This is a genomic window from Pantoea sp. UBA5923, from assembly GCF_002431095.1.
Classification (GTDB): domain Bacteria; phylum Pseudomonadota; class Gammaproteobacteria; order Enterobacterales; family Enterobacteriaceae; genus Pantoea; species Pantoea piersonii.
Map to the genome: position 1 here is coordinate 41,584 of NZ_DJDN01000012.1, position 24,416 is coordinate 65,999.

Annotated in this window: 22 protein-coding genes; 1 reads left to right on the plus strand and 21 read right to left on the minus strand. The window is 58.0% G+C overall.

Translation table 11 applies throughout. From position 1 onward, the window contains the following. Nucleotides 1–4 precede the first annotated feature (4 nt). The 10 genes from cydB to sdhC all read right to left on the minus strand — a co-directional run bounded on the left by cydB (nt 5) and on the right by sdhC (nt 12,931). Entirely contained in the window at nt 5–1,144 is a 1,140-nt protein-coding gene (gene cydB / locus B3797_RS02815; protein WP_311790320.1) for a cytochrome d ubiquinol oxidase subunit II, read from the minus strand. A gap of 11 nt (nt 1,145–1,155) precedes the next feature. Next, nucleotides 1,156–2,727 carry a cytochrome ubiquinol oxidase subunit I gene (gene cydA, locus B3797_RS02820; RefSeq protein ID WP_311790321.1) on the minus strand — a complete coding sequence of 524 codons (1,572 nt, stop codon included), beginning with the start codon at nt 2,725–2,727 and terminating at the stop codon, nt 1,156–1,158. 612 nt (nt 2,728–3,339) lie between these two features. Further along, on the minus strand, nt 3,340–4,215 hold the full coding sequence (sucD, locus tag B3797_RS02825; protein ID WP_013025067.1) for a succinate--CoA ligase subunit alpha: 876 nt from the start codon (nt 4,213–4,215) through the stop codon (nt 3,340–3,342). After that, complete coding sequence (gene sucC, locus B3797_RS02830) at nt 4,215–5,381, minus strand: ADP-forming succinate--CoA ligase subunit beta (RefSeq protein WP_311781980.1); 1,167 nt, start codon at nt 5,379–5,381, stop codon at nt 4,215–4,217. Before sucC ends, sucD begins: the two co-directional genes overlap by 1 nt. A 73-nt stretch (nt 5,382–5,454) precedes the next feature. Continuing rightward, complete coding sequence (gene odhB, locus B3797_RS02835) at nt 5,455–6,675, minus strand: 2-oxoglutarate dehydrogenase complex dihydrolipoyllysine-residue succinyltransferase (protein ID WP_120451473.1); 1,221 nt, start codon at nt 6,673–6,675, stop codon at nt 5,455–5,457. Between the two features lie 16 nt (nt 6,676–6,691). Next, nucleotides 6,692–9,499, minus strand: coding sequence for a 2-oxoglutarate dehydrogenase E1 component (gene sucA / locus B3797_RS02840; protein WP_311790322.1), 2,808 nt, complete (start codon nt 9,497–9,499; stop codon nt 6,692–6,694). Between the two features lie 203 nt (nt 9,500–9,702). Beyond that, nucleotides 9,703–10,419 carry a succinate dehydrogenase iron-sulfur subunit gene (locus B3797_RS02845; protein WP_120451469.1) on the minus strand — a complete coding sequence of 239 codons (717 nt, stop codon included), beginning with the start codon at nt 10,417–10,419 and terminating at the stop codon, nt 9,703–9,705. A 14-nt stretch (nt 10,420–10,433) separates the two neighbouring features. Further along, the gene (gene sdhA / locus B3797_RS02850; protein ID WP_311781982.1) at nt 10,434–12,200 is read right to left on the minus strand and encodes a succinate dehydrogenase flavoprotein subunit; all 1,767 of its coding nucleotides are present in this window, start codon (nt 12,198–12,200) and stop codon (nt 10,434–10,436) included. Further along, nucleotides 12,201–12,548 carry a succinate dehydrogenase membrane anchor subunit gene (gene sdhD / locus B3797_RS02855; RefSeq protein WP_311781983.1) on the minus strand — a complete coding sequence of 116 codons (348 nt, stop codon included), beginning with the start codon at nt 12,546–12,548 and terminating at the stop codon, nt 12,201–12,203. Next, entirely contained in the window at nt 12,542–12,931 is a 390-nt protein-coding gene (gene sdhC / locus B3797_RS02860) for a succinate dehydrogenase cytochrome b556 subunit (protein WP_311781984.1), read from the minus strand. The genes sdhD and sdhC overlap by 7 nt, the downstream gene beginning before the upstream one ends. 633 nt (nt 12,932–13,564) lie before the next feature. Here sdhC and B3797_RS02865 point away from each other — a divergent pair. Further along, the gene (locus B3797_RS02865; RefSeq protein WP_126688556.1) at nt 13,565–14,854 is read left to right on the plus strand and encodes a citrate synthase; all 1,290 of its coding nucleotides are present in this window, start codon (nt 13,565–13,567) and stop codon (nt 14,852–14,854) included. Nucleotides 14,855–15,055: 201 nt separating this feature from the next. Here the strand turns inward: B3797_RS02865 and nei are convergent, their stop codons facing one another. The 11 genes from nei to B3797_RS02920 form a co-directional block, all read right to left on the minus strand. Beyond that, the gene (gene nei / locus B3797_RS02870; RefSeq protein WP_311781985.1) at nt 15,056–15,844 is read right to left on the minus strand and encodes an endonuclease VIII; all 789 of its coding nucleotides are present in this window, start codon (nt 15,842–15,844) and stop codon (nt 15,056–15,058) included. Nucleotides 15,845–15,854: 10 nt separating this feature from the next. Next, nucleotides 15,855–16,502 carry a pyroglutamyl-peptidase I gene (gene pcp / locus B3797_RS02875; protein WP_311790323.1) on the minus strand — a complete coding sequence of 216 codons (648 nt, stop codon included), beginning with the start codon at nt 16,500–16,502 and terminating at the stop codon, nt 15,855–15,857. A gap of 7 nt (nt 16,503–16,509) precedes the next feature. Beyond that, nucleotides 16,510–17,526: a DUF979 domain-containing protein gene (locus B3797_RS02880; protein ID WP_311790324.1), complete on the minus strand. Its 1,017-nt coding sequence runs from the start codon at nt 17,524–17,526 to the stop codon at nt 16,510–16,512. Next, nucleotides 17,526–18,254: a DUF969 domain-containing protein gene (locus tag B3797_RS02885; protein ID WP_311790325.1), complete on the minus strand. Its 729-nt coding sequence runs from the start codon at nt 18,252–18,254 to the stop codon at nt 17,526–17,528. The genes B3797_RS02880 and B3797_RS02885 overlap by 1 nt, the downstream gene beginning before the upstream one ends. 53 nt (nt 18,255–18,307) lie before the next feature. Continuing rightward, entirely contained in the window at nt 18,308–19,045 is a 738-nt protein-coding gene (pxpA, locus tag B3797_RS02890) for a 5-oxoprolinase subunit PxpA (RefSeq protein ID WP_311790326.1), read from the minus strand. Then, on the minus strand, nt 19,035–19,967 hold the full coding sequence (gene pxpC / locus B3797_RS02895) for a 5-oxoprolinase subunit PxpC (RefSeq protein ID WP_311790327.1): 933 nt from the start codon (nt 19,965–19,967) through the stop codon (nt 19,035–19,037). The genes pxpA and pxpC overlap by 11 nt, the downstream gene beginning before the upstream one ends. Continuing rightward, the gene (gene pxpB, locus B3797_RS02900; protein ID WP_311781991.1) at nt 19,961–20,617 is read right to left on the minus strand and encodes a 5-oxoprolinase subunit PxpB; all 657 of its coding nucleotides are present in this window, start codon (nt 20,615–20,617) and stop codon (nt 19,961–19,963) included. Before pxpB ends, pxpC begins: the two co-directional genes overlap by 7 nt. Nucleotides 20,618–20,753: 136 nt before the next feature. Then, nucleotides 20,754–21,497 carry a type 2 GTP cyclohydrolase I gene (locus B3797_RS02905; RefSeq protein ID WP_311781992.1) on the minus strand — a complete coding sequence of 248 codons (744 nt, stop codon included), beginning with the start codon at nt 21,495–21,497 and terminating at the stop codon, nt 20,754–20,756. Nucleotides 21,498–21,513: 16 nt separating this feature from the next. Beyond that, entirely contained in the window at nt 21,514–22,941 is a 1,428-nt protein-coding gene (gene phrB, locus B3797_RS02910) for a deoxyribodipyrimidine photo-lyase (RefSeq protein ID WP_311790328.1), read from the minus strand. Nucleotide 22,942: 1 nt separating this feature from the next. Further along, nucleotides 22,943–23,899, minus strand: coding sequence for a 2-thiouracil desulfurase family protein (locus B3797_RS02915; protein WP_311790329.1), 957 nt, complete (start codon nt 23,897–23,899; stop codon nt 22,943–22,945). 161 nt (nt 23,900–24,060) lie between these two features. Beyond that, a complete protein-coding gene (locus B3797_RS02920; protein WP_311781995.1) occupies nt 24,061–24,261 on the minus strand; it encodes a YbfA family protein in 201 nt (66 codons plus the stop codon). Between the last annotated feature and the right edge of the window lie 155 nt (nt 24,262–24,416).

Below are 24,416 nucleotides of genomic sequence, written 5' to 3' on the forward strand. Positions count from 1 at the left end.
TTAATCAGTAGAGAGAGTGCGTATTGCGCTCAATATGTTCTTTCGTGATACGCCCGTACATCTTGTAGTAGCACCAGCTGGTATAGGCCAGAATAATGGGCACGAAGATGATGGCGGCAACGGTCATAACCGTCAGCGTGCGCTGGCTCGAGGTGGAATCCCACATCGTCAGGCTCATGCCGGGTTCGATGCTCGACGGCATGACAAACGGAAACAGCGCGATACCTGCGGTCATAATGACGCACGCCAGCGTCAGCGATGAGCTGACAAACGCCCAGCCGCCCTTCTCGCTGCGCGAGAACATCACCGTCAGCAACGGCAGCACCACGCCGAGCAGCGGAAAGAGCCACAGCGCCGGCATATCGTTAAAGTTCGCCAGCCAGGCGCCCGCCTCGCGTACAACGGTTTTTCCCAGCGGGTTCGACGCCGCGTGGTGATCGATAGCGCTGGTGATGACATAACCATCGATGCCATATTTCACCCAGACGCCCGCCAGCACGAAGCAGACCATCATCACCAGCGCGGCGACCTGTGACACGGCGCGCGAACGCAGATGCAGTTCGCCGGTGGTGCGCATCTGCAAATAGGTCGCGCCCTGCGTCAGAATCATCGCTACGCTGATTACGCCCGCCAGCAGCCCGAACGGATTGAGCAGCTGGAAAAAGTTGCCGGTGTAGTCGAGGCGTAAATATTCATCCGCATGGAACGGCACGCCCTGCAACAGATTGCCGAACGCCACGCCAATCACCAGCGGCGGAACGAAGCTGCCAAGAAAGATGCCCCAGTCCCACATGCCGCGCCAGCGCATATCTTCAATTTTAGAACGATAATCGAAACCTACCGGACGAAAAAAGAGGGACGCCAGCACCAGAATCATCGCCACGTAGAAACCAGAGAAGGCGGCGGCATAGACCATCGGCCAGGCAGCGAACAGCGCGCCGCCTGCGGTGATCAGCCAGACCTGGTTACCATCCCAGTGCGGCGCGATGCTGTTGACCATAATGCGGCGTTCGGTATCGTCGCGTCCCATCAGGCGCGTCAGCATGCCGACGCCCATATCAAAACCGTCTGCCACGGCGAAGCCCACCAGCAAGATGCCGACCAGCAGCCACCAGACAAAGCGCAGAACTTCATAATCAAACATGGTTGCTCTCCTTAACCGCGTACCGGCTCAGCCGCCGTCGGGACCTGCTCATGGTGATATCGTCCGGTTTTCAGGCTGCTCGGACCGAGGCGTGCGAATTTAAACATCAGATACATTTCCGCCACGAGGAACAGCGTATAGAGACCGCAAATCAGCAGCATGGAAAAGAGCAAATCGCCTACGGTCAGTGAGGAGTTGGCCACCGAGGTCGGCAGCACTTCGCCGATCGCCCAGGGTTGACGGCCATATTCGGCGACAAACCAGCCCGCCTCCACCGCGATCCACGGCAGCGGAATGCCGTACAGCGCCGCCTTCAGCAGCCAGCGATGCTTGCCGATACGGTTGCGGATCACGCTCCAGAACGAGAAGGTGATGATGCCCAGCAGCAGCACGCCCGCCAGCACCATAATGCGGAAGGCGAAATAGAGCGGCGCTACGCGCGGAATAGAATCTTTGACCGCCTGCTGGATCTGCGCTTCAGTCGCATCCGCCACGTTCGGCGTGTAGCGTTTCAGCAGCATGCCGTAGCCCAGATCCTGTTTGCTCTGGTTAAACGCTTCGCGCACCGCCGGATCTTCGCTGCCGCTGCGCAGCTGATTCAGCAGCGCATAGGCTTTCATGCCGTTGCGGATACGCACCTCATGCTGCGCCATCAAATCTTTCAGGCCGGTTACCGGCGTATCGATAGATCGCGTCGCAATCAGGCCGAGCAGCCAGGGGATTTGCACCGCATCGGCGTTTTCATGTTTTTCCTGATTTGGCAGGCCGAACAGCGTAAAGGCCGCTGGTGCAGGCTGGGTTTCCCATTCTGCCTCAATGGCGGCGAGCTTGGTTTTCTGCACGTCGCCCATTTCGTAGCCCGACTCATCGCCCAGCACAATTACCGAGAGCACCGCAGCCATGCCGAAGCTGGCGGCGATAGCGAAAGAGCGTTTCGCGAAGGCGACATCGCGTCCTTTAAGCAGATACCAGGCGCTGATGCCGAGGATAAAAATGGCGCCGGTGGTGTAGCCCGCCGCGACGGTATGCACGAATTTCACCTGCGCTACCGGGTTAAGCACCAGGTCGGAGAAGCTCAGCATCTCCATGCGCATGGTTTCATAGTTGAATTCAGAGGCGATGGGATTCTGCATCCAGCCGTTCGCCACCAGGATCCAGAGCGCCGAGAGGTTAGATCCCAACGCCACCAGCCAGGTGACCGCCAGATGCTGAGTTTTACCCAGACGATCCCAGCCGAAGAAAAACAGGCCGACAAAGGTGGATTCCAGGAAGAACGCCATTAACCCTTCGATGGCGAGCGGCGCACCGAAAATGTCGCCGACGTAGTGAGAGTAATAAGACCAGTTGGTTCCGAACTGAAACTCCATGGTCAGGCCGGTGGCCACGCCCAGCGCAAAGTTAATTCCAAATAACTTGCCCCAGAATTTGGTCATATCTTTATAGATTTGTTTACCGCTGAGGACGTAAACCGTTTCCATAATTGCCAGCAAAAACGCCATACCGAGCGTTAACGGGACAAACAGGAAATGGTACATCGCCGTTAAGGCAAACTGTAAACGCGACAGCTCGACGATATCTAACATAATGACTCCTTGCTCCTCGCATGACCTTATTCTGCGAATAACAACGGCGAACAGCAGGTATAGACGCAGAGAATAAGATTCAGGAACGACTGATTATTGATTCCAGTTTTTTTGTTACCGACGGCTCACAGTGAACCGCGGCCCGACGTGAGCGAGTAACGGTAGTGAAACTTCCCCTAAAAGCATCGTCAGTCCGTTCCGGGCAGGCGAGAGAACAACTGCCGCCATCCATTAATTGATGTCTGGCGCAATCTCCTGGATGTTTCTGGAAATGACTGAATTGATGCAGCGCAATTAAAACCGGTTGGCTTACGCTTTGCCAGCGGTAAAGTTTGTTAAATATAGAGAAGTTTTGATCTGGATTAACGCTTTTAATTTCCAGATATGTAGTCTGAAGATTAATGTTAATTAGTTGTCACAGAGAAATGGCATAATTTAGAAAAGCATTACTTTTAATTTTACTTTTTAACCCCACTCCCTAAAAGACACTCCTTTTTCCCACCCCATCAGCCTCTTTTGAACCACTCTGTAAAGAACGTTCCGCCGCGCTGTTTTTTTCCGGCAAAAAAAAGCCACCCCGAAGGGTGGCCTGATTGCTGATGCATAGCCCGCTTATTTCGCTGGCAGCACCGCTTTTACCGCGTCGCCGATATCCGCCAGGCTGCGAACGGTTTTCACGCCTGCCGCTTCCAGCGCAGCGAACTTCTCGTCCGCCGTACCTTTGCCACCGGCAATGATGGCGCCTGCGTGGCCCATACGTTTGCCTTTCGGCGCGGTCACGCCTGCGATATAGCCGACAACCGGCTTGGTGACGTGTTCTTTAATAAACGCCGCCGCCTCTTCTTCCGCGCTGCCGCCGATCTCGCCGATCATAACGATCGCTTCGGTCTGCGGGTCATCCTGGAACATTTTCAGGATGTCGATGAAGTTAGAGCCTGGGATCGGGTCGCCGCCGATGCCGACACAGGTAGACTGGCCGTAGCCGATGTCTGTGGTCTGCTTCACCGCTTCATAGGTCAGGGTACCGGAACGCGACACGATGCCGACGCGGCCTGGCTGGTGAATGTGGCCCGGCATGATGCCGATTTTGCATTCGCCTGGGGTGATCACGCCCGGACAGTTTGGTCCGATCATGCGCACACCCGCTTCGTCCAGCTTCATTTTCACCGTCAGCATATCCAGCGTCGGGATGCCTTCGGTAATGGTAATGATCAGCTTGATGCCTGCGTCGATCGCTTCCAGGATGCCGTCTTTACAGAACGGCGCGGGAACATAGATTACCGTTGCAGTCGCGCCGGTCGCTTCTACCGCTTCACGTACGGTGTTGAACACCGGCAGACCCAGATGCGTGGTGCCGCCTTTGCCCGGCGTTACGCCGCCGACCAGCTGCGTGCCATAAGCCAGCGCCTGCTCAGAGTGGAAAGTCCCCTGACCGCCAGTGAAACCCTGGCAAATCACTTTAGTGTTTTTGTCGATCAGAATAGACATTATTTCCCCTCCGCAGCCGCAACAACGCGCTGTGCCGCGTCAGTCAGGCTGGTTGCTGCAATGATGTTCAGTCCGCTGTCCGCCAGTTTCTGCGCGCCCAGCTCGGCGTTGTTTCCTTCCAGACGTACCACAACCGGTACGTTGACGCCTACTTCAGCGACGGCGCCGATGATGCCGTCAGCGATCAGGTCGCAGCGCACGATGCCGCCGAAGATGTTAACGAAGACCGCTTTTACCGCGTCGTCGGAGAGGATAATTTTAAAGGCTTCAGTTACGCGCTCTTTGGTCGCGCCGCCGCCCACGTCAAGGAAGTTAGCCGGCTGGCCGCCGTGGTGCTTCACGATGTCCATGGTGCCCATCGCCAGACCTGCGCCGTTAACCATACAGCCGATGTTGCCTTCCAGCGCGACGTAGTTCAGTTCCCACTGCGTTGCGTGCGCTTCGCGCGGATCTTCCTGGCTCGGATCGCGCATTTCGCGCAGCTCCGGCTGACGGAACAGCGCATTGCCGTCCACGCCCAGTTTGCCGTCGAGGCAGACCAGATCGCCCTGCTTAGTGATCACCAGCGGGTTGATCTCAACCAGCGCCAGGTCGCGCTCCAGGAACATGGTAGCCAGGCCCATAAAGATTTTAGTGAACTGGCTGACCTGCTTGCCGGTCAGGCCCAGTTTGAACGCCAGCTCGCGGCCCTGATAAGGCTGCGGACCGGTCAGCGGATCGAGCGCCATTTTGTGGATCAGGTGCGGCGTTTCTTCCGCTACTTTCTCAATCTCAACGCCGCCTTCGGTCGAGGCCATAAAGACCACGCGACGGGTAGCGCGATCGACTACCGCGCCCAGATAGAGTTCCTGATCGATATCGGTCGCCGCTTCAACCAGGATCTGGTTTACCGGCTGGCCTTCTGCGTCAGTCTGATAGGTCACCAGGCGTTTGCCCAGCCAGTTTTCAGCGAAAGTACGGATATCTTCCTTGCTGTTGACCACTTTCACGCCGCCCGCTTTACCGCGTCCGCCGGCATGAACCTGACATTTAACTACCCACGGGCCTGCACCAATTTTAGAGGCCGCTTCTTCCGCTTCGCGTGGCGTAGTACAGGCGTAGCCCGTTGGTGCCGGCATACCATACCGTGCAAACAGCTGTTTCGCCTGGTATTCGTGTAAGTTCATGATGTTCTATCCATTCAGGTCTGAAAAGAGTAATAAAGTTGGGCGCGCGTTCAACCGGCGCGCCCGGCGAAAATCAGACGTCCAGCAGCAGACGCGCCGGATCTTCCAGCAGCTCTTTCACCGCCACCAGATAGCCGACTGATTCGCGGCCGTCGATCAGACGGTGATCGTATGAGAGCGCCAGATACATCATCGGCAGCACCACAACCTGACCATTCACCGCCATCGGACGATCCTTGATGGCATGCATGCCCAGGATGGCGCTCTGCGGCGGGTTGATGATCGGCGTCGACATCAGTGAGCCGAAGACGCCGCCGTTGGTGATGGTGAAGTTACCGCCGGTCAGCTCTTCAACCGTCAGCTTGCCGTCGCGGCCTTTCACTGCCAGCTCTTTAATTTTCTTCTCGATGTCCGCCATGCTCAGCGCGTCAACATCTTTCAGCACCGGCGTCACCAGGCCGCGCGGCGTGGAGACTGCGATGCTGACGTCGAAGTAGTTGTGGTAAACCACGTCTTCGCCGTCGATTGAAGCGTTAACTTCCGGGAAACGCTTCAGCGCTTCCACTACCGCCTTCAGATAGAAGGACATAAAGCCCAGACGCACGCCGTGACGCTTCTCGAAGGATTCGCCGTACTGCTTACGCAGATCCATAATCGGCTTCATGTTCACTTCGTTGAAGGTGGTCAGCATGGCGGTGCTGTTTTTCGCTTCCAGCAGACGCTCGGCCACACGCTTGCGCAGGCGCGTCATCGGCACGCGTTTTTCGCTGCGGTTAGCGACAGCGGTCTGCGGCGCAGCCTCAGCGGCGGCAGGAGCAGCTTTAGCCGCTTCCGGTTTCTTCGCCAGATGTTTTTCCACATCTTCGCGAGTGATACGACCGCCTACACCGGTGCCTTTAATCTGCGATGCGTCCAGGTTGTGCTCGGCAATCAGACGACGGATCGCCGGGCTCAGCGTATCGTTGCTCTCTTCTTCCAGCGACGCCGTCTGACGCTGCGCCGGAGTTGACTCGTTGGTGTCCGCTTTAGCGCTGGTCTCTTTGCCTGCGCTGTTGCCTTCTTTCAGGCGACCCAGGATCTGGCGCGAGGTGACGGTCGCGCCTTCATCTTCCAGTACGGCTTCCAGCACGCCGTCAGCCTGGGCCGGCACTTCCAGTACCACTTTGTCAGTTTCGATCTCTACCAGCACTTCGTCGCGGCTTACCGCATCGCCTGGTTTTTTGTGCCAGGTTGCCACGGTGGCATCGGCAACGGATTCAGGCAGGTCGGGAACGAGAATATCTACGCTACTCATTATCTTTCCTTTTAAATTAACCAAGGTTCAGCGCGTCATTAACCAGGTCTTGCTGCTGTTGTTGATGTACGGACATATAGCCCACAGCCGGTGAAGCGGAAGCCGGACGGCCCGCATAGCGCAGCGAAGCGCCGAACGGAACCACTTCGCGGAAGTGATGCTGGCTGCAATACCATGCGCCCTGATTCAGCGGCTCTTCCTGACACCAGACGAAATCTTGCACATGGGCATAATCTTTTAACGCATCCTGCACCGCTTTATGCGGGAACGGATAGAGCTGCTCGATACGCACGATGGCGACATCGGTCTGCTCGTTTTTACGGCGCTGTTCAAGCAGATCGTAGTAAACCTTGCCTGAACAGAGCACCACGCGTTTCACCTGCTGCGGATCGAGCGCGTCGATTTCGCCAATTGCGGGCTGGAAGCTGCCGTTAGCCAGTTCGTCCAGCGTAGAGACCGCCAGCGGATGACGCAGCAGCGATTTCGGCGACATAACGATCAGCGGACGGCGCATACCGCGCAGCGCCTGGCGACGCAGCATATGGTAGACCTGCGCCGGGGTAGACGGCACGCACACCTGCATGTTCTGCTCTGCGCAGAGCTGCAGATAACGCTCCAGACGCGCTGAAGAGTGTTCCGGGCCCTGGCCTTCGTAGCCGTGTGGCAGCAGCATGACCAGACCGCACATACGGCCCCATTTCTGCTCGCCGGAGCTGATGAACTGGTCGATTACCACCTGCGCACCGTTGGCGAAGTCGCCGAACTGCGCTTCCCAGATCGTCAGGGTGCGCGGCTCAGCGGTGGCGTAGCCATATTCGAACGCCAGCACCGCCTCTTCCGACAGGACGGAGTCCCACACCTTGAACTGCCCCTGTCCATTATGGATATGGTGCAGCGGCGTGTAAGTGGAGCCGTTGGACTGGTTATGGATCACCGCATGGCGATGGAAGAAGGTGCCGCGGCCGGAATCTTCGCCGGAAAGGCGCACCGGAATGCCCTCATCCACCAGCGTGGCGTAGGCCAGGTTCTCCGCGCCGCCCCAGTCGAAAGGCTTGTTGCCTTCGGCCATCTCTTTACGGTCATTGTAAATTTTCGCCACGCGCGCCTGCACCTCGACCGCTTCCGGGATCTGGCTGATACGACGCGCCAGCTCCTGCAGACGTTTCGGTTCGACGGTTGACGGGTAGCTTTCATCCCACTCATGGTTGAGATACGGCGACCAGGTAAAGGAGTGCAGGCTCATTGGGCGCCATTCGGCTACCACGCACTCGCCCGCGTCCAGCGCATCGCGATAAAGATTCACCATCTCGGTCGCGTCTTCCGGGCTGGCGGAGCCTTCCGCTTCCAGACGATCGGCGTAGAGCTTACGCGGCGTCGGATGCTTTTTGATTTTCTGATACATCAGCGGCTGGGTTGCACTCGGCTCGTCGGCTTCGTTATGGCCGTGACGGCGGTAGCAAACCAGGTCGATAAAGACGTCGCGCTTGAAGGTATTGCGATAATCGAGCGCCAGGCGAGTCACAAACGCCACCGCTTCCGGATCGTCCGCGTTGACGTGGAAAATCGGCGCCAGCACCATCTTACCGATATCGGTACAGTATGGCGTCGAGCGCGCGTCGCGCGGGTTGGAGGTGGTGAAGCCCACCTGGTTGTTGATAACGATACGAACGGTGCCGCCGACTTCGTAGCCGCGCGCCTGAGACATGTTCAGGGTTTCCTGCACCACGCCCTGGCCGATAACCGCGGCGTCGCCGTGGATAGTGATCGGCAATACCTGGTTGCTGCCCGGCGAATCGAGACGATCCAGACGCGCGCGCACCGAACCCATGACTACCGGGCTGACGATTTCCAGATGCGACGGGTTGAACGCCAGCGCCAGATGCACCAGACCGCCTTCGGTCTCCACGTCTGACGAGAAGCCCATATGGTATTTTACGTCGCCGGTGCCGAGGTGATCTTTATGCTTGCCAGCGAACTCGTCGAAGAGATCCTGCGGCTTTTTGCCCAGCACGTTGATCAACACGTTAAGACGACCGCGGTGCGCCATGCCCAGCACGACTTCACGCGTGCCGCTCTTGCCCGCATGGCGGATCATTTCGCGCAGCATCGGGATAAGCGCATCGCCGCCTTCCAGCGAGAAGCGTTTCGCGCCCGGGAATTTCGCGCCGAGGTATTTTTCCAGCCCTTCTGCCGCGGTCAGCTCTTTCAGGAAACCTTTTTTCTCTTCGCTGCTAAAGGCAGCGCGGCCCGCCACCGATTCCAGGCGCTGCTGGATCCAGCGCTTCTCTTCGGTGTTGTTGATGTGCATGTACTCTGCACCGATGGAGCCGCAATAGGTCTGCTGCAGCGCTTCATAGAGATCGGCCAGCTTCATGGTCTCTTTGCCGATGGCGAAAGAGCCTACGTTAAAGCTTTCCTGAAAATCGGCCTCGGTCAGATCGTGAAAGGCGGGATCGAGGTCAGCGACGCGATCCTGCTTCCACAGGCCAAGCGGGTCGAGATTCGCATGCTGATGGCCGCGGAAACGGAAGGCGTTAATCAGCTGCAGGACTTTAACCTGCTTTGAATTGGCGGCCGGATCGGAAACGGTGGAGGTGTAACGAGATGCATCTTTCGCCAGGCGACGAAAGTATTCGCGCGTGGTGGAGTGAAACTGTTCAGGTTTCACGCCGGTGCCCGGCAGCTGTTGGAACATCGTGCGCCACACTGCATCGACAGAGTCCGGATCGGTCAGGAAATCCTCATAGAGTTGCTCTATGTAAGACTGGTTCGCGCCGGCCAGCCAGGAGGAGTCCAGCCAGGGCTTCATCGCGCTGTTCTGCATTGTGATCCCTTAAGCATTACTATGCTTTTTTGAGGTTTCATTTGTTGCCGCTTTCGCGGTTTGCCGTAGTGAGTTCAGCGATACGAGCCTGTGCGCTCACACGCGCCCTGCCCGTAAGGGAACCTTGCTAAGCGTGGCGCCGCCGCGCTTAGCAAGGCTTCCGTAAAACGCCGGGAACCTGAGGTTCCCGGACGGATAAGGTTTTATGCATTCCGTTGCAGCAGCATCGACTTGATATGGCCGATGGCGCGCGTCGGGTTAAGCCCTTTCGGACACACGCTCACACAGTTCATGATGCTGTGACAGCGGAAAACGCTGAAAGCGTCGCTCAGATTGTCCAGGCGCGCATTGGTTTCCGTGTCGCGGCTGTCGATCAGGAAGCGATACGCGGCGAGCAGACCAGCAGGACCAACGAACTTATCCGGGTTCCACCAGAACGACGGACAGGAGGTTGAGCAGCAGGCGCAGAGAATACACTCATACAGACCATCCAGATGCTCACGCTCGGCAGGCGTCTGCAGATGCTCGCGCGCCGGCGGATTCTCTCCATTATTCAAGAGGTAAGGCTTAATCTTCTCATATTGCGCATAGAATTGCCCCATATCCACAACCAGGTCGCGGATAACCGGCAGGCCCGGCAGCGGACGGATCACAATCTTCTGCTTGCCGTTGCCCAGCGCCGAGACCGGCGTGATGCACGCCAGGCCATTTTTACCGTTCATATTGAGGCCGTCGGAGCCGCACACGCCTTCACGGCAGGAGCGACGAAACGCCAGCGTCGGATCTTTCTCTTTCAGACGGATGAGCGCGTCCAGCAGCATCATGTCGCGCCCGTCTTCCGATTCCAGAGTGTAATCCTGCATGCGCGGCGCAGCGTCGACCTCAGGATTGTAGCGATAAATAGAAAACTCGAGTCTCATGATCGTCTCCGCAATTAGTATGTACGCACTTTCGGCGGGAAGGCCGCGCGCAGTTTCGGCTGCATGTTCACCTCGCGGCGCGTCATGCTTTCGGTTTCGGGGACGTAGAGACTGTGGCACAACCAGTTTTCATCATCGCGATCCGGGTAGTCGAATCGACTGTGCGCGCCGCGGCTCTCGGTGCGGAAGTTCGCCGCAACCGCCGTGGCGTAAGCCGTTTCCATCAGGTTATCCAGCTCCAGGCACTCAATACGCTGGGTATTGAAGTCCGGTGAACGGTCATCCAGACGGGCTGATTTCAGACGTTCGCGAATCTGTTTCAGCTCTTCCAGACCCTGCTTCATCGCATCGCCTTCACGGAATACTGAGAAGTTGTTCTGCATGCAGCGCTGCAGCGCTTTACGGATTTCGACCGGATCTTCGCCAGTGGTATTGTTTTCCCAGCGGTTGAAGCGCGCCATAGCGGCGTCGATCTCTTCCGTCGTGGCGTCGCGCAGCGGCCCCTGCTGTTCAATGCACTCCATCAGGTGTACGCCGGCCGCGCGGCCGAACACCACCAGGTCCAGCAGCGAGTTGCCCCCGAGACGGTTGGCGCCGTGAACCGATACGCAGGCGATTTCACCGACGGCGAACAGGCCAGGAATGACTTCATCTTCGCCCTGCGCATTAACGCGCAGCGCCTGGCCGGTAACTTTGGTCGGAATGCCGCCCATCATATAGTGGCAGGTCGGGATAACCGGAATCGGCTCTTTAACCGGATCGGCATGCGCGAAGGTGCGCGACAGCTCCAGAATGCCCGGCAGACGCGATTCCAGCACGTCTGCGCCCAGGTGATCGAGCTTCAGCTTGATATGCGGGCCCCACGGGCCGTCGCAGCCGCGTCCTTCGCGGATTTCGATCATCATAGAACGGGCAACCACATCGCGGCCTGCCAGATCTTTGGCGTTCGGGGCATAACGCTCCATAAAGCGCTCGCCGTGTTTGTTCAGCAGGTAGCCGCCTTCGCCGCGGCAGCCTTCGGTCACCAGTACGCCCGCGCCAGCGATGCCGGTCGGGTGGAACTGCCACATCTCCATATCCTGCACCGGCACGCCTGCGCGCAGCGCCATGCCGACGCCGTCACCGGTATTGATATGCGCGTTGGTGGTTGACTGGTAGATACGGCCTGCGCCGCCGGTCGCCAGAATAGTCGCTTTCGCTTTGAAGTAGACGGTTTCGCCAGTTTCAATGCAGATCGCCGTACAGCCGACGATGGCGCCATCCTGGTTTTTTACCAGATCGAGCGCATACCATTCGGAGAAGATGGTGGTTTTGTTCTTCAGATTCTGCTGATAGAGCGTATGCAGCAGGGCGTGGCCGGTACGGTCCGCCGCCGCCGCGGTACGCGCAGCCTGTTCGCCGCCGAAATTTTTCGACTGGCCGCCGAACGGACGCTGATAGACGCGACCATCCTCCAGACGGGAGAACGGCAGGCCCATATGCTCCAGCTCCAGAATCGCTTCCGGGCCGGTTTTACACATATATTCGATCGCGTCCTGGTCGCCGATATAGTCGGAACCTTTAACGGTGTCATACATGTGCCATTCCCAGTTATCTTCATGGGTATTGCCGAGCGCAACGGTAATACCGCCCTGCGCAGACACGGTGTGGGAACGGGTAGGAAAAACTTTTGATAACAGGGCGCAGGTCTGGCCCGACTGGGAGATTTGCAGTGCGGCACGCATACCTGCGCCGCCTGCGCCGATCACCACGGCATCAAATTCTCTGACTGGCAAATTCATTTACACACCCCACACCACAACAGTTCCATAGATTGCATACCACAGCAGCGCGACCACGATCGCCATTTGCAGAATCAGACGGACGGCCAGATGCTTGACGTAATCAGTCAGCACTTGCCACATTCCAATCCAGCCGTGGATCAGAATGGAGAACAGCGTCAGCAGGGTGAAGACTTTAGTGAATGACGAGGCGAAGAAACCGCGCCAGACGTCATAAGTCAGCGTATCGGTCAGGGCGATAAAGCCGACAAGGTAAATGATATAGAGCGTAATGAGGATTGCCGAAGCGCGCAGCAGCAGCCAGTCTTGAATGCCGCTACGGCCCAACGCGGATGCATTGCTTACCATACGAGAACTCCAGCCAAAATTGAAAGCACGACAGTAATGCCAAAGGAAACCCAGGCAGATTGACGGCCAATAGCCAGCGTCTCAGCCAGGTAACCAAAATCCATCAACATATGACGAATCCCGCCCACCGTGTGGAATGCCAGCGCCGTAAGAATGCCCCAGATAATAAACTTCACGAAGAAGCTATCCATAATGGCGGCAGCGTGCTGGAAACCTTCCGGGGAAGAGAGAGAAGTGCCCAGCAACCAGAGCAGGATACCGAGAGCCACAAAGGTAATGACGCCGGAAACGCGGTGGAGAATGGACGATATTGCAGTAACGGGAAACCGGATCGTCGAGAGATCCAAGTTGACAGGTCTTTGTTTTTTCACGGTTTTGCCCACACAGCTCTTTTTTATTTTGCTTCCTCCGGTCCCTGAGGCGGAGTCGAATCACAGGTGTGTTCAGACTTTAACCGTCACCAAATCAGCAACATCCAGTGTTAATTGACGCGGTAGAAACGCTGGGTGGCTCCTGGTGTCAGGGGGTTTCCGGAGACCTGGCGGCAGTATAGGACGATCACATTCTTATTACAATTACCCTACAATCTCTTTGGGTACATTTGAGTGAAACAGTGATCTGACTCACGAATTTCACATTTAATACAAATTTAATTATCTGATTTGACAAAAGTTCAACAATTCAGTTACAAACTAGGGCATCAAACCCCAGTGATGCACAAAAGTTATGGGGATACACTTTCCCCTAAGCACAAGTTATGTAACATTCTGATTGTGAGCACCCTAAAACAACAGGTTGTTGATTACCAGGAAGTTATGTCCAGACCGGATCTTTAACAACCGCGATATGCAGATTTTCATGACTGCCTCGTTCCCTGTCGGGACACGCCTCTCACTCTGTACCCTGCACCCGCGTTGTTACCGCAGAGTGTTATTGTGAAGTTAATGGCGACCGCAACATGACCGCTTTTCAGGTGTCTAAGATCCATACTTACATAAGGCGCTATGGAGACGAAAATGACAGATAAAAAAGTGACGCTAACCCTACAAGATGAATCGGTACTTGAGCTGGACGTACTGAAAGGCACGCTGGGCCAGGATGTGGTTGATGTCCGCGCTCTGGGTTCAAACGGCCTTTTCACCTTCGATCCGGGTTTCACTTCTACAGCGTCCTGCGAATCCAAAATCACCTTTATCGACGGCGATGAAGGTATCCTGCTGCATCGTGGCTTCCCTATCGATCAGCTAGCGACCCACTCCAACTATCTGGAAGTGTGCTATATCCTGCTGAACGGCGAAGCGCCAACGCAGCAGCAGTTTGAAGAATTCCGCGAGACCGTGACCCGCCACACCATGATCCATGAGCAGATTACCCGTCTGTTCCACGGCTTCCGTCGCGACTCTCACCCGATGGCGGTAATGTGCGGCGTCACCGGCGCGCTGGCAGCCTTCTACCACGATTCGCTGGATGTGAATAACGAGCGTCACCGTGAAATCGCCGCGTTCCGTCTGCTCTCCAAAATGCCGACCATGGCGGCAATGTGCTACAAATATTCTATCGGCCAGCCTTTTGTTTATCCGCGCAACGATCTCTCCTACGCGGGTAACTTCCTGCATATGATGTTCGCTACGCCTTGCGAAGAGTACAAGGTGAATCCGGTGCTGGAGCGCGCCATGGACCGTATTCTGATCCTGCATGCTGACCATGAGCAGAACGCCTCTACCTCTACTGTGCGTACCGCTGGCTCTTCCGGCGCTAACCCGTTCGCCTGTATCGCGGCAGGCATCGCCTCGCTGTGGGGACCGGCACACGGCGGCGCGAATGAAGCCACGCTGCGCATGCTGGAAGAGATCAGCACCGTTGAGCATATTCCGGAATTTGTGCGCCGCGCGAAAGATAAAAACGACTCTTTCCGCCTGATGGGCTTCGGTCACCGCGTGTACAAAAACTACGATCCGCGCGCGACCGTTATGCGCGAAACCTGCCATGAAGTACTGAACGAACTGGGCATGAAGGATGACCTGCTGGAAGTGGCGATGGAGCTGGAGCATATTGCGCTGAACGACCCTTACTTTATCGAGCGCAAACTCTACCCGAACGTCGACTTCTACTCTGGCATTATTCTGAAAGCGATGGGCATTCCGTCATCAATGTTTACTGTGATCTTCGCCATGGCGCGTACCGTCGGCTGGATTGCGCACTGGAAAGAGATGCACGACGAAGGCATGAAAATTGCCCGTCCACGTCAGCTCTATACCGGCTATACCGAGCGCGAATTTACCTCTGCGCTGAAAAAAGAAGATTAAGGCAGTATAAAAAGCGGAGAGAAATCTCCGCTTTTGCTTTTTGGCTCTGTGCCAACGCGGGTAACTGGGCTCGATCGCAAAGTCGCTTTTCGCATCCCTGCTCGCTCGGCCCGCGACTTCCCTGGCGCGGGACGCTTTGCTCTTCGAGCCCAGTCACCCGCTTCCCGAACTATCGCGCCACCTGTACTGCTCATTTTTCGCTTAGTGTTGGCAACCGGGACACCAGTAAAAAGGCCGCGAAGAGAGCGTCCCCTTCTGAATAATCTCACCGCAGCGACGACATTTCTTCCCCTGACGATGGAACACTTCAAAGCGAAACGCCGCGCCGTGATGATACTTCTTCATTGTGCCGCGCATACGGTAAGAGTGACGCGGTATCGCCAGCAGCGCCTCGCTGAGCGTATCAAGCTGCTCATCCGTTAGCTCCTGCGCGCGATGCTGCGCCAGCAGGCCCGCCTGCCAGAGGATCTCCACCCGCAGATAGTTGCCCAGACCCGCCAGAAACGCCTGATCGAGCAGCAGCCCACTAAACTGACGACGGCGAAAGCGCGGCGACAGCAGCCTTTCACGCACCGTCGCCACATCAAGCTGCGGATCGAGCACATCTGGCCCGACGCGATTGAGAAACGGATGCGCCGCCAGCGACTCGGCATTAAGCAGCTCAATATCGGAAGCGCTGTAAAGCAGAATGGCGCGATCGGCGACCGCCAGCCGCACGCGCAGCTGGCGTTTCGTTTCTGGCACTTGGCCGCTCTCTACTACGCGCCAGACGCCATACAGCTGATTATGGCTGTAAAGCGTCAGGCCGTTGGAAAAGTGCGTCAGCAGCGCTTTGCCGCGCGTCTCGATGGCGTTGACCTGTTCGCCCAGCAGCGCAGGCTCGTAAGTCTTGAGTTCAGGAAAGGCAAACCAGACCTCCGTCAATGGCTTGCCGACAATCGCTTCTTCTAGCTGATCCGCCGCGCGGCGGATCTCCGGTCCTTCTGGCATGTTCGTCCTCTTAGTGCGTTGCGCCGCCGACGACTTTCAGGTCGGTTTCCGTCTCCAGCGAGACGCGAATAGCGATCTCCAGCGCCTGCATAACGTTATCCCGCGCCATGCTGGGCGCGCCTGGATGCCGCGCCGCCTGCTCCGGCAGATAGGGAATATGCACAAAGCCGCCGCGCACGCGGTTGCCCTGAGTATGCAGTCGGTGCAGCAGACCGTACATCACGCGATTGCAGGTAAAGGTTCCGGCAGTTTGCGAAACCGACGCGGGAATGCCCACCTCGCGCAGCGCCGCAACAATCGCCTTGATCGGCAGCGTGGAGAAATAGCCCGCCGGTCCGTCCGCCACAATCGGCTCGTCCACTGGCTGCTGCCCTGCGTTATCGGGAATGCGCGCGTCATCGACGTTAATGCCGATGCGCTCCAGAGTAATATCGCTGCGCCCGCCCGCCTGTCCGACCGACAGGATCAAATCGGGCTGTACCTCATCCATCGCGGCGTAAAGCACCCCCAGCACATCGCTGAAGACGACCGGCAGCTGTCGCGCCACAATACGGGCGCCGCCGAGCGTTTTGCCGTCAAGCGCGTGTACCGCCTCCCAGGAAGGGTTAAGACTTTCGCCGCCGAAAGGTTCAAATGCCGTCACCAATACTGTCTTCATACCGACCTCATCGGAACATTAAGAAATAGAGCAGGAACACGTTAACGATTAACAGTAGCACACCGGTTGGTACCTGAGCCTTGATCACCGCGTTGCGATCCGGCAGCTCCAGCAGCGCGGCGGGCACGATATTGAAGTTGGCCGCCATTGGCGTCATCAGCGTGCCGCAGTAGCCTGAAAACATGCCGATCGCCGCCATAATGGCGGGATCGCCGTGATGTTGCAGCACCAGAATGGGAATGCCGACGCCAGCGGTAATAATGGGGAAAGCGGCAAAAGCGTTGCCCATTACCATGGTCAGCAGCGCCATGCCGACGGTATAGACCGTCACGGCGACGAAGCGGTTATCGACGGCCAGGTAGCTCTCCGTCAGATGCGAAATCGCGCTGCCGACGCCTGCGCTGGTAAACAGCAGACCGAGCGTGGCAAGAATTTGCGGCAGGATAAAAGCCCAGCCGATCGCATCCAGCAGGCGTCGCGTCTCCTGCATCGACTGTACCGGTTTTTCGTGTGTCATCTTCAGCGCAATCAGCCAGCCGAGCAGACAGCCGATCATCATGGAGAAGAGCGTTACCAGCGTCGCATGGTTGCCTGCGCCGAATACCGCCTCCTGCAGGCCGGGAATATGGTTAAAGGCCAGCACGCCGACCACCGTCACGACCGGGATCGCCAGCGCGGGCAGAAACAGCTTATTGCCGAGACGGCGAGCGCTTGCCTGCTTCTCCTCGTCGCTGCGCTGATGGTAACGTCCGAGCCGCACGCCGCCGCAGCCGGCGATCAGCGCCATCGCGACCACCAGTACGCCAACCAGGATGTGCAGATAGCGCGTGCCCAGCTCTGGCGTGCCGAATAGCGTGCTCATCAGCTGCGTAGTCCAGTCGCCGACCAGAAAAATCAGGCCATACAGCGCCCAGAACAACCCGGTCGTCAGACGGCGCGGGTTATGGGTATCGCGCCAGGAGAGCAGCGCGACCACCAGCAGAATAAGCCCCGCCAGCCACATCAGATATTGTTGTTGAAACATCAGCGGCCTCCTTTCGCTTTCAGCGCTTCGTTGTTCAGCACGCGCAGCTCACGCGCCAGTCTGCGATCGAGACGCACCAGGCGCGTCGAGTGAATAAGAAAGGCGGCCACGGCGGTAGGAATGCCCCAGACCGCGATATGCAACGGTTCGGTCTGAATATTGGCTGACTCCAGCATAAAGTTGTGCATAAAAATAATCGCGCCGAAGGCAACGAAAATATCTTCGCCGAAGAACAGCCCGACGTTATCCGTCGCCGCCGACATGGCGCGCAGGCGATGCCGCACTTCTGGTGAAATCTCGCCGTAACGGTTTTCGGTCGCGCCTTCGGCCATTGGCGCCAGCAGCGGTCGCACCATCTGCGGATGACCGCCGAGGCTGGTCAGGCCGAGCGCCGCCGTAATCTCGCGCACAAAGAGATAGACAATCAGCAAACGACCGGCGGTGGCAGTTTTAATTTGCGCAATCCAGGTCTGCGCGCGCTCTTTCAGGCCGTGTCGCTCCAGCAGGCCGATAACCGCCAGCGGCAACAGCAGGATCAGCGGTAGATTGCGCGTATTCAGAAAGCCCGCGCCCAGTTTTTCCAGAATATCGCTCAGCGGCATCAGCGCGGCAAAGCCGGTAACAAAGCCGGCGACAATTACCACCAGTACCGGATTGAAGCGCAGCAAAAAGCCGATCACGATGGCTGCGATGCCCAGCAGCGGCCAGAGGTTTATCACGTTGTCCATGTTGACCCTTATGTTGAAAAACCCGGCTGCGAGGCCGGGCAAAGTATGAAAAATCAGGCGCTGGTGACGGCGATCCCCTCGGCAGCGAAGCGATCGCGCAGACGCTGCGCAAACAATAAGGCGTGCGCGCCGTCGCCGTGTAGACAGACGGTTTGCGCATTAACGGCGATCCACTCGCCGCTGATGCTTTCTACTTTTCCCTCTTTAACCATCGACAGCGTTTGCTGGATAGCGCGATCTTCTTCTTCGATCATCGCGCCCGGCTGGCTGCGCGGCACCAGCGCGCCGCTGCTGAGATAGCCGCGGTCGGCGAACACCTCTTCGCGCGTGCGCAGACCGTGATGCACCGCGGCGCGCACAGATTCGCTGCCCGCCAGCCCAACCAGCATCAGGCGTGCGTCAACCGCTTTTACCGCGCGGGCGATGGCGTCCGCCAGCGCCGGGTCGGCAGCGGCCTGGTTATAGAGCATCCCATGCGGCTTAACGTGCACCAGCGTCTCCCCTTCACTTTCCGCCAGGCTTTTCAGCGCGCCGATTTGATAGATCATCTGCGCGTAGACCGTTTCCGGCGGGAGCTGCATTGCAGTGCGGCCAAAGTTTTCCCGATCGGGGAAGCTCGGATGCGCACCAATCGCGACGCCGAACTCTTTCGCCCAGCGCACCGACTGCAGCATGGTTTCAGCATCGCCGGCATGGAAGCCGCAGGCGATATTGGCCGAGCTGACCAGCTGTAGCAGCGCGCGATCGCTGCCGCTGCCTTCGCCGAGATCGGCATTCAGATCAATTTTCATCAGCAAGTCCCCATGCCATATGGTCAAGCGCGCGCTGCTGATGCATGCGGGCCTGCATAGCGACCGGCAGCGAACACTGGATAAAGTGAATTGGCTCGCCCAGACGGATCTGCGCCAGCTGATAGAGATCGGCGTCGATAACGCAGGCGATGCGCGGATAGCCGCCGGTGGTCTGCGCATCGGCCATCAGCACAATGGGCTGCCCGTTCGGCGGCACCTGCACCACGCCAGGCACCAGCCCGTGTGACAGCAGCTCGCGCGAGGTTTCGCGCTTCAGTTCCGGTCCCTGCAGGCGGTAGCCCATACGGTTGCTCTGCGGGCTGAGCAGCCAGGGCGTGCGCCAGAAGGCCATCTGCGCCTCGCGGCTGAATTCGTTATATTCCGGCCCCGGCAGCGCGCGGATGCGATTACTCCACAGCAGCTGGCGGACGCCCGCTTTACGGGTGAAGAGCTGCGTCGGCTTGCCGAGCGGCAGACGGTCACCATCTTCCAGCTTGCGACCCTGCCATCCGCCGAAGCCCGCTTTAAGATCGGTGCTGACGGAGCCGAGAACAGGCTCGACGTCGAAGCCGCCGTGGATCGCCAGATAGCTGCGCATGCCATGCAGCGGCATAGAGAGCGTCAGCACCTGCCCTTTCTTCACCGGCAGTCGCCAGCCGGTCCAGACCGGCTTATCGTCCAGTTCGGCGTTGCAGGCCGCGCCGGTCAGGGCGAACCAGCCGTCACGCATAAACTCCGCTTTAAACTGGCCTAATACGATCTCCAGCACCGCGCTGTCTGGGGCGTTGCCCACCAGCAGATTCGCAGTGCGCATTGCTGGCAAATCGAGCACGCCGCCGACGCTGATACCGGACTGACGCCAGCCGGTGCGGCCGCTGTCCTGTAGGGTGGTGGCCAGTCCTGCGCGCAATATCCTTAACATACGCCCTCCTTTTGTGGCACAAAGCGCACGCTGTCGCCGGGGCGCAGCAGCGTAGGCGGCTGCTGTTGCGGATTGAACAGCGCAACGGGCGTCTGCCCCAGCAGCTGCCAGCCGCCGGGCGTCGCGAGCGGATAGATGCCGGTCTGGCTGCCGCCAATGCCTACCGAACCGGCCGGCACGCTCAGGCGCGGCTCAGCGCGACGCGGGGTGTGGAGACGGCTGTCAAGGCCGCCCAGATAGGGGAATCCCGGCTGAAAGCCGATAAAGTAGACCATGTAGTCGATGCTGCTGTGCAGCTCCACTACCTGCTTCGGCGTCAGGCCGGCGTGATCGGCGACCACCTGCAGATCCGGGCCGGCCTCGTTGCCGTATATCACCGGAATTTCCACCAGCCGCGACGTCGCCTCCAGCGCCTCGCTCTCTTCCCACCAGCGCTGCAGATGTTCGATAGCGTCCAGCGCGCTCTGCTGCGGGTCGCGCAGCAGCAGCGTAATGTTGTTCATGCCTGGAATAACTTCCGCCACCTGCTCATGCTGCTGCAGATGCTGCGTCAACCCCCAAATGCGCTGCTGGCTTTGCAGCGATACCGGTGGTTCAAGCTCCAGCACCACCGCCTGTTCGCCAAGCAGATAACATCGTGCTCGTTGCAAATCCCACCTCCACTTTTCCGCTACGCTACCTGCGCCGCGGCTGACGATTATCAGAATAAAGCGAATAGTTATGCGAAAGTGTCAGAAAAGTGTCAACAGATTTGCGCCCGAAAGCGGGCGCATAGCAGGAGAAAAATCAGGCGGGGTTGGGAATATCGATGAAGGTAACATCAAGGCCATGCTGTTCAGCCAGCCATTCGCCCAGCGCTTTGATGCCGCCACGCTCGGTAGCGTGGTGTCCGGCGGCGAAGAAATGAAGTCCCTGCTCGCGGGCGCTGTGAATCGTCTGCTCGGAGACCTCGCCGGTAATATAAGCGTCCACGCCAAAGGCGGCCGCGCTGTCGATAAAGCCCTGACCGCCGCCGCTGCACCAGGCTACGCGGCGGATCTGCGCCGGAGCGTTATCGCCGCAGTGCAGCGGCGCGCGCCCCAGTCTCTCTTCGATGCGCTGTGCCAGCGCCTCGCCGCTCAGCGGCGTCGCCAGCTCGCCCCAGAAAACCAGCGGCTGCACTTCGCCTTTTACCTCGATATCCAGCAGCTTCGCCAGCTGGGCGTTGTTGCCCAGCGTCGGATGCGCGTCGAGCGGCAGATGCCAGCCGTAAAGATTAATGTCGTTCGCCAGCAGCGCGCGCAGACGGTTGCGCTTCATGCCTTTGATGACCGCTGGCTCGCTTTTCCAGAAGTAACCGTGATGCACCAGAATCGCATCGGCGTTGCGCGCCACGGCTTCATCCACCAGCGCCTGAGAGGCGGTAACGCCAGTAATCAGAGTTTTTACCTCTGTTCGTCCCTCAACCTGCAGTCCGTTAGGCGCGTAGTCGCTAAAAGCGCCGCTGTTTAGCTGCTGGTTGACAATGTTTTCAAGTTCATAGTGATTCATAACGGCTCCGGCCGCCTCAGGCTGCGTTTTTCGCGCGCACAAAGGCGTCTAATGTCTTTTTACGTGCCTGCTTATGTTCCACGATTGGCGAGGGATAATCGAGCCTCTTGTGGTTTTTCTCTGCCCAGCGCTGTGGCTGATGGATATCGCTGTCCGGCACCTCTTTCAGCTCCGGCAGCCACTGACGGATAAAAGCGCCCTGGCTGTCGAAGCGTTCGCCCTGCGTCGTTGGATTAAAAATGCGGAAGTACGGCACAGGATCGGTTCCCGTCGATGCCGCCCACTGCCAGCCACCGTTATTCGCCGCCAGATCGCCGTCAATCAGGTTTTGCATAAAATAACGCTCCCCTTCATGCCAGTCGATGAGCAGATCTTTCACCAGGAAGCTGGCGGTTATCATACGCAGCCGGTTGTGCATCCACCCCAGCGCTTTCATCTGCCGCATCGCCGCGTCGACGATGGGATACCCGGTTTTGCCTGTTTTCCACGCGGTGAAGTGTTCCTCGTTGCGCTGCCAGTCAACATGACGCGTCCATTCAACAAAGGGCTGATGCCTGCAGAGCGCCGGAAAAGCCACCATCAGATGGCGGTAAAATTCGCGCCAGATAAGCTCGTTGAGCCAGGTAAAAAGCCTGCTCTCCTCCAGCGCGCGGGGATGCTCTTTCAATACGCGATGCAGACACTGGCGCGGCGACAGTACGCCGGTAGCGAGATAGACCGACAGGCGGCTGGTGCCATCCACCGACGGCGTATCGCGCGTCACGCTGTAGTCGGTTATCGGCTGTTGGGCAAAATGGCGCAGGCGCTGCAGCGCTGCTTTTTCCCCCGGCGGGAAACGCTCGCGGTCGTACTCCTCCATCGGGTAGTCAAAGCGCTCTACAGCTTGTATTACCTTAACGGCGCCGCCGCTGCGCGGTTTCGGCGCGCTGACGCACTCTGGCAGAGCGAGCTGCAGACGGCGCACGAAGGCTTTACTGAAGGGGGTATAGACTTTGTACATCTTGCCGTCGCCGGTCTGGACGCTGCCCGGCGCCAGCATAACGCTGTCATCAAATCCCTGGCATACCACCCCCGCGCGATCGAGGCGCTTCTCCGCCTCGGCATCGCGCTTACGCTCGTTCAGCTCATACTGATAATTGTAAAACAGCGCATCGACGCGGTGACGCTCGCAAAAAGCGACCAGCAGGTCAACCGACGCGGCAAAATCGTCGCACGCCTGCGTCAGCAGCTCAATGCTGCGTTCGGCCAGCGCCTGTTGCAGCTCAAGCAGGCTGTCATAGATAAAAGCCGCCTGCTTCGGCGCCATGTCATGCTGACGCCACTGCTGCGGTGTTGCGATAAAGAGCGCGATCACCTTCGCATCGGCGTCGCGGCAGGCGGCATTCAGCGCCAGATTGTCATTAATGCGTAAGTCGTTACGCAGCCAGACCAGATGCGTGCGCATATTACTGGCCGTAACGCAGGCGCAGCGCCTCCGGGTAGGGATCGAAATAGCGCTGCTGCGTCAGCCAGGGGTGCGGATACTGCGACATATAGTGTTTCAGCATGGTGATCGGCGCCAGCAGCGGCTGAACGCCGCAGCGGTAGCGGTCAATCAGCTCCGCCAGTTCCTGACGCTGCGGCGAGCTAAGCTGGCGACGGAAATAGCCCTGCGCATGCATCAGTACGTTGGTATGATTGCGGCGCGTCGCGGGCTGTGACAGCAACGCCATCATACGGTTACGGTATTCAAAGGCGAAAGCCTCCAGCGAATCCCATTTGCTCATCGAGGCGACAAACGGGCCAAGCTCACGATATTTTTCCTGCGAGTGCGCCAGCATCAGCAGCTTGTAGCGGCTGTGGAAAGCGATAAGCTGCGCGCGCGTCAGCCCCCGCTTCCACATCTGATTAAATTCGTGCAGCGCGCAGATGCGTCCAACAAAGTTTTCTCGCAGCGCCGGATCGTGCAGACGACCATCTTCTTCCACGGGCAGCCAGGGCATTTCCGCCGTCAGCCTCTCAGCAAATAGCCCCATGCCCGCTTTACGATTGTTGTTGGTGTCGGGTTCATAGACGCGCACGCGTTCCATGCCGCAGCTGGGCGATTTTGCGCACAGAATATAGCCGCACAGGTGATGCAGAGATTTAACCCGTTCGGCCGACCAGTCACGCATCTGCTGGGTCAGCTCTTCGCCGCCCTCTTTACTGAAGCAGAGATGGATCTCTTCATCGCTCTGTTTCACCAGCCGCAGCGCCGGACGCGGCGTCGGCAAGCCTATCGCCATTTCGGGGCAAATTGGTTCAAAGCGTACAAAAGGCGCAAGCTCGTTGACGGCGAACGCCAGACGTTTATGACCGCCGTCAAAACGGACTTGTTCTCCCAGCAGGCAGGCACTGATACCCAGCGGAATTTTTACGCTCATACTTGTACAACCTCCGAAATCTTGTAGAGGTTTAAGTGTAGCTGAAAATCGAACGAATAACAGCCTCATCCCAGGGCTGGAGAGGGTTTTCTCTGTGACAGAGCTTCAGAAACAACAAAGCCCGATAGCATGATCGGGCTTTGTTTTGCAACGCCAGCGCATTACCAGAAGACGCCGCCTGCAGCTTCGGTTTGTGCCAGCCAGACCGGCTTGGCGCTGGTTTTGCACCACATACGATGCAGATAGCTGTAGAAGCGCGCCCGGTCGTGACGAAACAGCATTACTGGCAACGCTGTTACGCCCAGCAGGATAACCAGCGCACGACGCAGGACGATTTTATAAAAGGGATATTTCTGGTACATCGTTGGCCTCCTTTGAAGCAGCGGCTGAAATGTGATCTTGCTCAGATATTACGCTGCCTTGTGTAATTTTACTACTCATCCGACCACTATTTTCGCTTTTAAACACTCAGGTTCAGATAATAGTGAAAGTAAGTTACAAAACGGTTAACACTGTG